This is a genomic window from Microbacterium fluvii, from assembly GCF_025515205.1.
Lineage (GTDB): Bacteria > Actinomycetota > Actinomycetes > Actinomycetales > Microbacteriaceae > Microbacterium > Microbacterium fluvii.
The window spans coordinates 333,087-345,225 of record NZ_JAOPFX010000004.1 but is presented as its reverse complement, the minus strand read 5'-3'; the positions used below and the strand labels follow the sequence as shown (position 1 = coordinate 345,225).

The window sequence follows — 12,139 nt, the reverse complement described above, 5'->3', positions numbered from 1 at the left end:
GTGACCACCATCGCAGATCCCTCCCTGGCCGCCGTCACCCGTCGCGACGTCGACGTCGACGCGCTCGCTCGCCTGACCGACGAGATCGAGGCAGACATCGCGCGGCTCGCCTATGACGGCGCGCATGTCATCCTCGCCCGCGGCGGCGACATCGTGCTGGATCACGTCACCGGCTTCGCCGAGCGGTCGACCGCTCGTCCGCTCGCGCGGGATGCGGTGTTTCGCGTGCTCTCGCTGACCAAGGCATTCACCAACGTCATGGTGCTGCGGGCCCTCACCGAGGGCAGGCTCGCGCTGTCGACCCGCGTCGTCGACATCATCCCCGAGTTCCTCGGCACCGATCCGTTCCACATGCTGCGCAAGGACAGGATCAACGTTCTGCACCTGCTCACGCACCGCTCCGGGATGCCGCCGACACCCAACCCCGGTCTCGGCCCCGATCGCTTCGGGGTGCTCGCCGACGTCATCTCGGCCCTCGCGGGGGTCGATGTGCTCTTCGAGCCGGGCACCAACGTCAACTACGCGCCGGCGATCAATCACGCCCTGCTGGGCGAGATGGTGCGACGTGCGTACGGCGCCGCTTCGTTCGCGACGCTCGCCCGCGATCTGGTGTTCGACCCGGTCGGCATGCCAGACACCGCCTTCGGGCTCCCCGCTCGATCGGCCGAGCGCGCCGTGCCCCTGAAGGCCTACTTGCCGGAGGGCGGGTTCTTGGCACCCTCCGACATCGAGAGCCTGAACGACGTCATCACTGAGCACGCCGAGATGCCGTGGGTCGGGTCGGTCTCCACGGCGGCCGACATCTTCACCTTCGCGGAGTTCGTCCGCCGACGCGGAGAGGTCGGCGGACGCCGGCTCGTCTCGACGGCGGTGATGGACCAGGCGACCCGTTCGCACACCGGCGACGTTCCGAACGACCTGTACGCGCAAATGGCGGTGGCCAGGGGGTGGGAGATCCCTGCGGCCAACTTCGGGCTCGGGTTCTCGCTGTCGGGCGAGGGCACATATCCCAACTTCTTCGGCCCGTTCACGAGCCCCCGCACCCATGGCAACTACGGCGCAGGCTCGTCGCTGTTCTGGGTCGATCCCGAGCGCGACCTCACCTTCGTCTTCCTGTCCGCGGGAGTCATGGAGGAGAGCGAGAACGTCGCGCGCTTCCAGAAGCTTTCCACGATGGCCGTCTCCGCGGCCGTCTGACACGTCACGAACAGGACCACAGACCATGACGACGATCGATCCGATGCCGCACCGACCCCTCGCCCCGGCGTTCGACGCGATGAGCGACGACTACTACCGCGACCCCGCGGTGCACTTCGCGGCCGTGCGCGACGACCATCCCGTCTTCTTCTACCCCTGGCTGAACGCGTGGATCGTCACGGGCAGAGAGGACGTGCTGACGGTGCTCGGGGACTGGACCGAGTTCTCGAGCAGCGGCAACACCGCGACCATCGATGTTCCGCCGAAGTGGCGGCATGTCGTGCCGCAGGATCTCATGGAGAAGATGATCGTCGGCACGGATCCCGACCTCCACACGCTGCATCGCAACATCGCTCTCAGCGGGTTCACGAAGGCCCGCATGGAGGCGCTGCGCCCCGAGATCGAGCGGCGCGCCCACCGCATCATCGACGCCTTCGAGGCGAGCGGTCGGGGTGACCTCATGGAGGGATACTGCCTGGAGTTGACGACTCAGACGCTGCTCGCGCACCTCGGGCTCGGCTGGGAGCACGACGCGATGATGCGCGAACTGCGGGGGCTGACCGCTCGCATCCTCTCGAGCGCTCAGGAGGAGATGCCCGCCGAGGTCTTCGACGACGTGTGGGAGCGCTTCGCGAGCGCGTTCTCCATCCTCGTGACGCTCGTGGTGGAGCGACGCGCTGCACCCGGCAGCGACTTCATCAGCGAGATGGCCGCGGCACGCTCCCGCGACGGCGAGTACGCGCTCACCGTCGAGGAGGTGGCGCTCCACGTCACCGAGTTCGCCCTCGCGGGCGCCGACACCACGGCGCAGGCGATGGCCAACGCCGTGCTCTTCCTCGACAAGGCCCCCGAAGCGCTGACAGAGGCGATCGCCGACACCGCCCTGTGGATCAACGTGTTCGAAGAGACGCTGCGTCGTCGGCCCTCGTCGCCCTTCGCCTCCCGCAAGGCGATGCGCGACCTTGAGTTGTCGGGCGTTCGGATCAGCGCAGGCGACATGATCTGGGTCTCTCTGGCCAGCGCCAACACCGACCCCGGCTGGGTGGAGCGACCGTTCGAGTTCGACATCCACCGGTCAGACCCCGCCGACCACCTCGCCTTCACGCACGGCCGCCACACCTGCCTCGGGCAGAACCTCGCGCGTGTGCAGGGATCGACGGGACTCAAGGTGCTGTTCGAGCGCCTTCCGTCGCTGCGCCCCGTGCCCGACCCTGCGCTGGACTTCGTGCGCATGGCACTGCTCCCAGTCCGCGCGTCTCTGGAGGTGACGTGGGACACCCGTGACATCGAACGCCAGAAGAAGCGGGTCAAGCGCGAAATGGAGTTGACGGTCGTCGCAAAGAATGCTGCCGCCGACGGCGTCGTGGCCATCGAGCTCGCACACCCCGACGGAGGCGACCTCCCCGAATGGTCGGCCGGCGCACACATCGAGGTCCATGTGCCCGCCGCGACCGGCGGCGTGCTGCTGCGGCAGTATTCGCTCTGCTCGTCAGCCGAGCGCGCCGACCGCTGGCGCATCGGCGTGCTCCGTGAGCCCGCTTCGCGCGGCGGCTCGCGCGGCATCCACGACGGCCTGACGGTGGGCTCGACCGTCACCGTGGGATGGCCACGCAACAACTTCGCGCTCGAGAGCTCGCCGCGCTACGTGTTCGTGGCGGGAGGAATCGGCATCACCCCGGTCCTGGCGATGATCGAGCGGGCCGAGGCTGCAGGCGCCGAATGGGAGCTGCACTACGGCGGTCGCACGCGCGCCTCGATGGCCTTCGTCGGCGAGCTGGAGCGGCACGCTGGACGCGTTCACCTCGTACCGCAGGACGAGCGCGGCCACCTCCCCCTGACGCAGATCTTCGCTGACGTCGCCCCGGACACCCTCGTCTACGCGTGCGGGCCCGAGCCGCTGCTGAACGCCCTCGACGCGGCTCTCGCGCACTGGCCGGAGGGCACACTGCACACCGAGCGGTTCGCGCCGAAGAAGGTCGTGCGCAGCGAACCCGACACCGCCTTCGAGGTCGAGTTCGCCCTCTCGGGCGAGACGCTCACGGTGCCGATCGGCGCGTCGATCCTCGACGTCGCTGAAGAGCGCGGGCTCACGACGCTCTCGTCCTGTCGTGAGGGCACCTGCGGCACCTGCGAGACCAAGATCCTGCTCGGCCGGGCCGACCACCGCGACTCGATTCTCACCCCCAGGGAGCAGAACGCCCAACGCAGCATGATGATCTGCGTCTCTCGCGCCGAGCGCGGCTGCGACCGACTCGTGCTCGACGCGTGAGGGCGTGCACCGCGTCGGGCAGGTTCGTCGCCGTCAGCCCAGGTAGATCTCGGCGTTGTCGATGAACCGGTGGCCCGCGACGGTGGCCGCGATCAGCGCCAGAGCAGGCCCGCCGTGGCCCTCGTCGACCGGGAGGAAGGTCTTGGGGTCGACGACGCTGAGGTAGTCCAGGCTGATGCGCGGCTCGCCCATCAGCGCGGACTGCGCGGCGGCGATGCAGGCATCGACTCCGCGATCGGCGTTGGATGCCGCCGCCTCCAGCGCCAGCGGGAGCTTGGTCGCCGCGGCGAGGTCGGCGGGCTCCAGCATCCCCACGCGCGTAGAGACCGGCAGACCGTCGTCGCCGCGGACGGTCTCGACCGTCTCGACCTCCGCACGGAAGAACAGATCGCGGATCATGCGGCGCACGAGAAACGCGCGCTGCCGGTCGCGCTGCCCGTACACGACGGCATCGGGCTCGACGAGGTTCAGCAGCTTCGCCTCGACCGTGAGCAGCCCGTCGAAGTAGAACGGGCGGCTGCGGCCCTCGTAGCGCAGGCCCAGGTCGCCGGCGCTCACCTTGGTCGTCGCCGTGCCGTCGGGGAGCAGCTCCGCCGTGTCGGGGGCGAAGACGACGTCGACGCCGAGCGACTCCAGCAGCGCCTCGTCGTCGTCGGGCGTGCGGGGGTAGGCCTCGAACTCGGCCGTCGTGCGGAACCGCAGCGGATTGACGAAGATCGACACGACCACGATGTCGGCGATCTCTTTCGCGGTGTGGATGAGGTCGATGTGCCCGTCGTGCAGCGAGCCGATCGTGGAGACGAGGGCGACGCGCGCGGGGCTGCCGTCGGCCTTGGCGGCTGCGGCTCTGGCCTCGGCCAGTCGGGTGCGCAGCGCCGCGGTGGTGCGGATCATTCGTCGATCGTATCGGCGGGCAGGGTCGGGGCTTCGCCACCGGCCCATGTCAGCGCGTCGTCGACCGTCGAGTGCACGAGCCTGGCCAGATACGAACCGGGATTCCCGACGCCTGCGGCCCGCAGCAGATCGGCCGACTGCTGCACGATCGAGCGCGAGAACTCGGTGGCCGTCGCGATGCCCTCGGCGTAGGCGGCTCGATCGGCCTCGGCGACGACGACGGGCTCGCACCCGAGCTCCACCGCCAGCGCCTGCGCGATCGGCAGCACCGGGCCCGGCGCGGTCACGGCGGCATACGCGTGGGTGAGCGAGCGCAGGTCCATCGAGGTGCCGGTGAAGGCGATCGCCGGGTGCACCGCAAGCGGGATCGCGCCCTGCGCCATCGCCGGCGCGAGCACCGCGGTGCCGTACGCAGGGTCGGTGTGCAGCACGAGCTGCCCCGGCTGCCAGGCGCCCACCTCGGCGAGCCCCGACACGAGCCCCGGCAGCTGATCGTGCGGCACCGCCACGACCACGAGCTCGCTGCGCCGGGCCACCTCGACGGCGTCGAGCAGTTCGACCCCGGGCAGCAGCGCCTCGACGCGCGCGTCGTCGGAGCCGCGGGTGACCCCGATAAGGGCGTGTCCCGCGTCGGCGAGCGCCAGGGCGATCACCGGTCCGACGCGGCCGGCCCCGATGACCCCGACTCCGAGCCGTCCGTCGCGGGTCATGCCTCCGTCTCCCCCGCGGTGATCGGCGCAGCGACGGCGATCGGCGGATGCTGCGGCGCCCCCGCCCAGCGGTGGCTGCGGTCACCGGCCGCAGCCCGCACGGCGGCGGCCTCCGCATCGGCGAACAGCTCCAGCGCCGCGGCGCGGTCGATGATGCCGAGCGACCCGTCGACGGGCCCCAGGATCGTGTGCGCGCGCACGTTCGCCACCGACAGCATCCGATCCACCGGCCCCTGCGTGATGCCGACGCTCTGCACGCGCGCCAGCGGGAAGATCGCGAGCTTGCGCCACACGAACCCGCGGCGCAGCAGCAGGGCGCCCTCGGCGAGCACGAACCCGTTGCGTCGCCACGACAGCGGTCGCAGCAGCCGCGCCCGGCGCGGCGTGTTCGTGAAGGGGTCGGCCTCGACGGGGCCGAGCAGCCCGTGCGCGAACACGGCCGGCCAGTCGGCCTCGTCGAACCCCGGCAGCAGCAGCCGCAGCACCCGCTCGACGTCGTCGAGGGTGCCCACGGGCAGCACGGTGGCGAACTGGTCGGCCTGACCGTCGGTCGCGCTGCGACCCGACAGCCGGTTGACGCGGATCGCCCACCAGCCCTTCGCGCGCCACAGCAGCGGCTGGCTCACCTCGACGCCGTGCACGCGACCGGGCGGCAGGGTCTCGGTGATGGTCGTGAACAGCCCGAACGTGATGCGCACGCCGCTTGCCGTCGGCGCGATCGAGTAGCGCAGCGACTTGGTGATCGAGCGCACCCAGACCGCGGCGAAGGTGATCGCGGTCGGGATCATGGCGAAAAGCAGCCAGGGCGTGCCGACGATCGCGCCGACCACGATCACGGCGATCGTGACGAGGAGCGACACCGTCGTGCCGCTGAGCACGTGCGAGCCGATGAGTCTGCCGACCGGGATGTGCACGACCGACTCCGGCTCGGCGGCCGGGTCTTCTGCCCCGACGATGAGCCCCGTGATGCCGGCGCTGACCACCGACGCGGCAGAGGCATGCCGACCGGGGGCGGCCGCATCCGCCTCCGCCAGCTGCACGCCCGAGGCCAGGCGCAGGATGTCGGCGCGCACCGTCTCGGCGTTCGCGGTCGAGAGGTACTCGAGCTTGACGTTGGCGTCGAGACCCGCCCCGACGACCTCGAGCTTGGCCATGCCGAACAGTCGCGCGATCATCGGGCGGGTGAGGTTGACGCCCTGCACCCGGTCGAGCGGGGCGCGACGGTGACTGCGGAAGAGCACGCCCTGGCGCACCTCGACGTCGTCGCCGGTGATGCGGAACGTGTGGAAGCGCCACATCAGGTAGAAGATGCCGATGAGCACGAGCACGACCACGAGGAGGGCCAGCAGCGCCCACAGCAGGAGGTTGTTGGCGAGGATGAAGTCGATCGGATCGCCGGAGTTCTGCTCGAAGTCCTCGACGTCGTCGGGATCGAGCCCAGGCACGACGCTCGGCAGGAAGAACTCCACGAGCCGATCGCGCAGGTTCGAGATCACGACGCCGGCGACGATCACGAGCACGAGTCCGCCGCGGAAGAGCGGCGTGAGCGGATGCAGGCGGTGCCACTGCCCGTCGCTCAGCGGCGATCGCACCTCCGCGGGGCGGGGCGCGGGCGCGTCGTCGGTGCCGGCGGGGATGCTGCTCACAGCCCCGTCCGGCGAGACTCGGCGACGGCGATCAGGGTGTCGCGCAGCTGCTCGGCCGCGCCCTGGGTGAGTCCGGGGATCGTGACCCCGGTGGAGGCCGCGGCGGTGACGAGCTTGAGCTGGGCGATGCCGAAGCCGCGGTCGAGCGGCCCGTGGGTGATGTCGACCAGCTGCATGCGCCCGTAGGGCACGGCGACGATCCGCTGCCAGAGGATGCCCTTGCGGAAGACGAGGTCGTTCTCGCGCAGGCGGTAGCCGATGGCCCGCACCTGCCTCGGCAGGATCGCGAGGGTCCAGATCAGGATCACGAGCAGGATGCCGCCCGGGATGAGCGGCCACAGCCATCCGAACGCGAGCACCATCACGACGACGGCCGCCGCCACGACCAGGATCAGCAGTCCCTGGCTGATCACCTGAACCCACAGGTAGTTCCGCGAGATCTGGTGCCACGTGCCGTCGAGCTCGAGTCGCTGCGGCGAGCGCGGCTCGATGAGCGCCTCGTAGGTACCCTCGTCGAGCACCGCCGGTGGTGCCGCGGCGGGCTGCTCAGTGGTGAGAGGGGGTGACGCCGGGGTCGGGGAGTCCGGGGTCGACGCCTCCGGGCTGTTCGTCATCGTCGTCCTTCCGGATGGTGCACAGGAACTCGGCGATCAGTCCGGCCGCCACCAGCACGGCGCCGGCGACGACCGTCGCGATGGTCGGTGCCATCGAGCCTACCGACGGCACGACGGGGCGGGTCAGGAGGAACGCGAGCAGCCCCAGCGCGAAGCCGGCGAGACCGGCACCCACGATGCTGGAGGCCTTCGCGAGCATCGCCACGCGCAGCGCGCGGAACGGATTGACCGCCGAGGTGGCCTTGCCCGTCGTCGCCTGGCGGATCGGCCAGGCCAGAGCCAGATCGAACGCGCCGAGCACGATCAGCAGCACCGGCAGCGTCCACGCGGGAGTGAAGGTGGCTCGGCCGACCACGGTGAGGGCATGGTCGATCAAGAAGCCGGCGACAAGGCCGATGACGGCGGCGATCAGCAGCGCCAGAGAACCGGTGCGCTTCACGAGCCGGTCTCCAGCCTGGCCAGCAGCTCGGCCACCCGACCGGCACCGGGCAGCACCGCGTCGGGGTCGACTGAGAGCCACGGCCGCAGCACGAAGTCGCGCTCGGCGGCTCGCGGATGCGGCAGGGTCAGGGTCTCGGTGTCGCTGCGGGCGTCGCCGTAGGCGATGAGATCGAGATCGAGCGTGCGGTCACCCCAGCGCTCGGTGCGCACCCGCCCATGGCGGTCTTCGATGGCGTGCAGATACGCCAGCAGCACGGTGGGGGCGAGCCTGGTCGTCACGAGCGCCACCGTGTTGAGGTAGGCGGGGGCGTCGGCATCCGGCCCCTCCGGCTTGACGGCGACCGACTCCATCGGCTCCGCCGCCCGCACGCCGTCGACCAATGGCAGACGCGCGAGCTCGTCGAGGGCCGCCGCGAGGGTTGCGGCGCGGTCTCCCAGGTTGGCGCCCAGCGCCACGACGGCTTCGACCGGAGCGCCCTCGCCGCTGCGGTCGGCGCCGGTGAAGCCCTGCGCGAGACGGCGGCTCACACCTCAGCCCTCGCGCGGGTGATCGTGACGGCGACATCGGCGAACTCGTGCGCGATCGGGGCCTGTGGCTTGTGCACCGTGACCTGCACGCGCGAGACGCCGTCGAAGGCGAGCACCGCCGTCGCGATGCGGGCTGCGAGCGCCTCGATGAGGGCCACCGGCTCGCCGCCCACGATCTCGGCGACCGCATCGGCCACCTCGCCGTAGTGCACCGTGTCGGTGACCTCGTCGGTGCGCGCCGCCTCGTGCGTGTCGACGGTCAGCACGAGGTCGATGACGAAGTGCTGACCGTTCTCGCGCTCGTGGGCGAACACGCCGTGCCGGCCGAACACGCGCAGCCCCGTCAGAGTGATCTGGTCCATCACCTCTCACCCTCCCACGCGGCGACGACACGCAGCGCGTCGCGGGTCGCGGCCACGTCGTGCACGCGCACCGCCCACGCCCCGGCCTGGGCGGCCAGCACGCTCGTCACGGCTGTCGCGAGGTCGCGGCGGCGGGTGTCGGCATCCGCCTCCGAGAGAAGGTCGCCCAGGAACCGCTTGCGGCTCGTGCCGATGAGCACCCGGGAACCCAGCGCCACGAGCTGCGGCGTCGCGCGCAGCGCCGCCCAGTTCTGCTCGCCGCGCTTGCCGAAGCCGATGCCGGGGTCGAGGATGACGCGCTCGAGGCGGATTCCGGCGGATGCCGCTGCCTCGCGGCGAGCGAGCAGCTCGGCGGCGACCTCGGCGGCGACGTCGTCGTAGGCCGCGTTCGCGTACATGTCGGCGGAAGGCCCCCGCCAGTGCTGCAGCACGATGTCGGCGTCGGTGCCGGCGACGGCGGGCAGCAGGTCGGGGTCGGCCATGCCGCCCGACACGTCGTTGACGATGCGCGCGCCCGCCTCGACGGCGGCGAGCGCCGTCTGCGCGTTCATCGTGTCGATGCTCACCGTCGCACCGGCCGCGGTGAGCTCCCGGATGACCGGCACGACCCGCTGCTGCTCTTCGGCCGCGGTGACCCTGGCCGCCCCCGGTCGGGTGGACTCGCCGCCGATGTCGAGGATGTCGGCACCGTCGGCGATCAGGGCCAATCCGTGCGCGATGGCGGCATCGTGCGACAGGTAGCGGCCGCCGTCGCTGAACGAATCGGGCGTCACGTTGACGATGCCCATGATCAGAGCGGTCATCGGCCGGCGGTCCCCGCGGCGCCCGGGGTGCCCAGCAGGGCGATCAGCTCGGCGCGCGCCGCGGGCGCTGCGAGCTCGCCGCGAGCCGCGATCGTCACGGTCGACGAGTCGGACTGCTGCGCACCGCGCATCGTGACGCATTCGTGGGTGGCCTCGAGCACGACCAGCACGCCGCGGGCGTCGAGCGACCCCGCGATCGTGTCGGCGATCTGCTCGCCCAGTCGCTCCTGCACCTGCGGGCGCGACGAGAGGATGTCGACGACCTTGGGAAGCGCCCCCAGCCCTACGACCTGCTCGCCCGGCAGATAGGCCAGATGTGCATGCCCGCGGAAGGGCAGCAGGTGGTGCTCGCACACCGAGCGGAAGCGGATGCCCCGGAGCATCACGGCACCCGAGGGAAGGGTCTCGGGAGCTGGGCCCCTGCTCACCGAGATCGTGTTGGCGAGCGGGGCGGCGGCATCCTCTCCCACACCCGCGAAGAACTCCGCGTACGCGTCTGCGACCCGCTGCGGGGTCTGACGCAGGCCGGGCCGGTCTGGGTCTTCACCGATCGCCTCGAGCAGCTCGCGCACGAGCCGGGCGACGCGCTCTGAATCGACGGCCACGACCAGAGCCTACGCGGTCGCGGGTCGGGCCTGTCCGCTGGGGCGACGCACCGGGCCGGTCGCGGCGGGAGCCGTCTCGGCCTCCACGCTCGCGGCGTGCGCGGCCGGTGCAGGCTGCCGAGGAACCTCCACGGGCGGCTGCAGCGACACGGGGCGGTCGTCGCTCGAGAGCCACTGCGGCCGAGGGGGCAGCCGCTTGACGTCCTTGAAGAGCTCGGCCAGTTCGAGGTGGTCGAGCGTCTCTTTCTCGAGCAGTGCGAGGGCCAGCTTGTCGAGCACGTCGCGGTTGGCGTTGATGACCTCGTAAGCCTCGTTGTGGGCCTGCTCGATGAGCTGGCGCACCTGCACGTCGACGCGCTCGGCGACGGTCTCGGAGTACTCGCGGCCGTGGCCCATGTCACGGCCCATGAACACCTCGCCCGAGCTCTGGCCGAGCTTGACGGGGCCGACATCGGTGGTCATGCCGTACTCGGTGACCATCTTGCGGGCGATGCCGGTGGCCTTCTCGATGTCGTTGCTGGCCCCGGTGGTGGGGTCGTGGAAGACGATCTCTTCGGCGACGCGGCCGCCCATCGCGTAGGTGAGCTGATCCTGCAGCTCGTTGCGGGTGACCGAGTACTTGTCGTCGACCGGCAGCACCATCGTGTAGCCGAGGGCGCGGCCTCGGGGCAGGATCGTGACCTTCGTGACGGGGTCGGTGTGGTTCATCGCCGCGGCAGCCAGCGCGTGGCCGCCCTCGTGGTAGGCGGTGATGAGCTTCTCTTTGTCCTTCATGACGCGCGTGCGGCGCTGCGGGCCGGCGATGACGCGATCGATCGCCTCGTCGAGCGCGCGGTTGTCGATCAGCTGCGCGTTGCTGCGGGCGGTGAGCAGGGCAGCCTCGTTGAGCACGTTGGCGAGGTCGGCACCGGTGAAGCCGGGGGTCTTGCGCGCGACGACCTCGAGGTCGACGCCGTCGGCGAGCGGCTTGCCTCGACCGTGCACCTCGAGGATGCGCTGGCGGCCCTTGAGGTCGGGGGCGTCGACGCCGATCTGGCGGTCGAATCGGCCGGGGCGCAGCAGCGCCGGGTCGAGGATGTCGGGGCGGTTGGTCGCCGCGATGACGATCACATTGGCCTTGGGGTCGAAGCCGTCCATCTCGACGAGCATCTGGTTCAGCGTCTGCTCGCGCTCGTCGTGACCGCCGCCCATGCCGGCGCCGCGGTGGCGGCCGACGGCGTCGATCTCGTCGATGAAGATGATGGCGGGGGCGCTCTCTTTGGCCTGGTTGAAGAGGTCTCGCACGCGGCTCGCACCCACGCCGACGAACATCTCGACGAAGTCGGAGCCCGAGATCGAATAGAACGGCACGCCCGCCTCGCCCGCGACGGCGCGGGCCAGCAGCGTCTTGCCCGTTCCAGGGGGGCCGTACAGCAGCACACCCTTCGGGATGCGGGCGCCAACGGCCTGGAACTTCGCGGGATCCTTGAGGAAGTCCTTGATCTCTTCGAGCTCTTCGATCGCCTCGTCGGCGCCGGCGACGTCGGCGAAGGTGACCGTGGGGCTCTCCTTCGTGACGAGCTTGGCGCGCGACTTGCCGAACTGCATCACCTTGCTGCCGCCGCCCTGGGCGGATGAGAGCAGGAACCAGAACAGCAGGCCCAGCAGCAGCACCGGCAGCAGGATCGAGAACAGGCTGGCGAACCAGCTGGTCTGCGGCACCGCGTCGTCGAACCCGTCCTTGGGATCGGCCGCCGTGACCGCCTCGACGACCTCGTCGCCGCGGGCTGCGACGTAGTAGAACTGCACGTCGGTGGCGCCCTCGAACTCCTTCGAGAGGGTCATGTCGACACGCTGATCACCGTCGGTGATCGTCGCCTCGGTCACGGTGTCACCCGCCAGCAGCTCGAGCCCCTGCTGGGTCGTGATCTGCTTCGTACCGCCCAACGACGAGATCAGCGAGAACCCCACGATGAGGAACAGACCGATGATCAGGACGTAGAAGAGCGGGTTGCGGGTGATCTTCTTGAAATCCATGGTGCGATCAGGGTATCGCGGGCCGCCTATGCCGACTCTGTGGATTCGCCCACG

General features: G+C 70.6%; 12 protein-coding genes. 2 read left to right on the top strand and 10 right to left on the bottom strand.

Annotation, left to right across the window (positions count from 1 at the left end; translation table 11 throughout):
• Window positions 1-1,197 carry a serine hydrolase domain-containing protein gene (locus OAW74_RS15380; protein ID WP_262875272.1) on the top strand — a complete coding sequence of 399 codons (1,197 nt, stop codon included), beginning with the start codon at window positions 1-3 and terminating at the stop codon, window positions 1,195-1,197.
• A gap of 43 nt (window positions 1,198-1,240) precedes the next feature.
• Window positions 1,241-3,466 carry a cytochrome P450/oxidoreductase gene (locus OAW74_RS15515; protein ID WP_316250232.1) on the top strand — a complete coding sequence of 742 codons (2,226 nt, stop codon included), beginning with the start codon at window positions 1,241-1,243 and terminating at the stop codon, window positions 3,464-3,466.
• Window positions 3,467-3,499: 33 nt separating this feature from the next.
• On the opposite strand, the gene panC is transcribed toward OAW74_RS15515, so the two are convergent.
• From panC to ftsH, 10 genes are read right to left on the bottom strand one after another with little or no spacing between them, the layout of a single operon-like run.
• On the bottom strand, window positions 3,500-4,360 hold the full coding sequence (gene panC, locus OAW74_RS15365) for a pantoate--beta-alanine ligase (protein WP_262875271.1): 861 nt from the start codon (window positions 4,358-4,360) through the stop codon (window positions 3,500-3,502).
• Window positions 4,357-5,070: a DUF2520 domain-containing protein gene (locus OAW74_RS15360; RefSeq protein WP_262875270.1), complete on the bottom strand. Its 714-nt coding sequence runs from the start codon at window positions 5,068-5,070 to the stop codon at window positions 4,357-4,359. Before OAW74_RS15360 ends, panC begins: the two co-directional genes overlap by 4 nt.
• Window positions 5,067-6,716, bottom strand: coding sequence for a PH domain-containing protein (locus OAW74_RS15355; RefSeq protein ID WP_262875269.1), 1,650 nt, complete (start codon window positions 6,714-6,716; stop codon window positions 5,067-5,069). Before OAW74_RS15355 ends, OAW74_RS15360 begins: the two co-directional genes overlap by 4 nt.
• Window positions 6,713-7,330 (bottom strand): PH domain-containing protein, encoded by a 618-nt coding sequence (locus OAW74_RS15350; RefSeq protein ID WP_316250231.1) that lies wholly within the window; start codon window positions 7,328-7,330, stop codon window positions 6,713-6,715. Before OAW74_RS15350 ends, OAW74_RS15355 begins: the two co-directional genes overlap by 4 nt.
• Window positions 7,263-7,769 (bottom strand): DUF3180 domain-containing protein, encoded by a 507-nt coding sequence (locus tag OAW74_RS15345; protein ID WP_262875268.1) that lies wholly within the window; start codon window positions 7,767-7,769, stop codon window positions 7,263-7,265. The genes OAW74_RS15350 and OAW74_RS15345 overlap by 68 nt, the downstream gene beginning before the upstream one ends.
• A complete protein-coding gene (gene folK, locus OAW74_RS15340; RefSeq protein WP_262875267.1) occupies window positions 7,766-8,299 on the bottom strand; it encodes a 2-amino-4-hydroxy-6-hydroxymethyldihydropteridine diphosphokinase in 534 nt (177 codons plus the stop codon). The genes OAW74_RS15345 and folK overlap by 4 nt, the downstream gene beginning before the upstream one ends.
• Window positions 8,296-8,661 carry a dihydroneopterin aldolase gene (folB, locus tag OAW74_RS15335; RefSeq protein ID WP_262875266.1) on the bottom strand — a complete coding sequence of 122 codons (366 nt, stop codon included), beginning with the start codon at window positions 8,659-8,661 and terminating at the stop codon, window positions 8,296-8,298. The genes folK and folB overlap by 4 nt, the downstream gene beginning before the upstream one ends.
• Complete coding sequence (gene folP / locus OAW74_RS15330) at window positions 8,661-9,464, bottom strand: dihydropteroate synthase (RefSeq protein WP_262875265.1); 804 nt, start codon at window positions 9,462-9,464, stop codon at window positions 8,661-8,663. Before folP ends, folB begins: the two co-directional genes overlap by 1 nt.
• Complete coding sequence (gene folE, locus OAW74_RS15325; RefSeq protein WP_262875264.1) at window positions 9,461-10,069, bottom strand: GTP cyclohydrolase I; 609 nt, start codon at window positions 10,067-10,069, stop codon at window positions 9,461-9,463. The genes folP and folE overlap by 4 nt, the downstream gene beginning before the upstream one ends.
• A 9-nt stretch (window positions 10,070-10,078) precedes the next feature.
• Window positions 10,079-12,085 carry an ATP-dependent zinc metalloprotease FtsH gene (gene ftsH / locus OAW74_RS15320; protein ID WP_262875263.1) on the bottom strand — a complete coding sequence of 669 codons (2,007 nt, stop codon included), beginning with the start codon at window positions 12,083-12,085 and terminating at the stop codon, window positions 10,079-10,081.
• Between the last annotated feature and the right edge of the window lie 54 nt (window positions 12,086-12,139).

Excerpts from the sequence above, each read along its gene's own strand:
- OAW74_RS15350 (WP_316250231.1), bottom strand. The coding sequence starts at position 7,330 with ATGACGAACAGCCCGGAGGCGTCGACCCCGGACTCCCCGACCCCGGCG.
- folB (WP_262875266.1), bottom strand. The coding sequence starts at position 8,661 with ATGGACCAGATCACTCTGACGGGGCTGCGCGTGTTCGGCCGGCACGGC.
- OAW74_RS15360 (WP_262875270.1), bottom strand. The coding sequence starts at position 5,070 with ATGACCCGCGACGGACGGCTCGGAGTCGGGGTCATCGGGGCCGGCCGC.
- panC (WP_262875271.1), bottom strand. The coding sequence starts at position 4,360 with ATGATCCGCACCACCGCGGCGCTGCGCACCCGACTGGCCGAGGCCAGA.
- ftsH (WP_262875263.1), bottom strand. The coding sequence starts at position 12,085 with ATGGATTTCAAGAAGATCACCCGCAACCCGCTCTTCTACGTCCTGATC.
- folP (WP_262875265.1), bottom strand. The coding sequence starts at position 9,464 with ATGACCGCTCTGATCATGGGCATCGTCAACGTGACGCCCGATTCGTTC.
- OAW74_RS15515 (WP_316250232.1), top strand. The coding sequence starts at position 1,241 with ATGCCGCACCGACCCCTCGCCCCGGCGTTCGACGCGATGAGCGACGAC.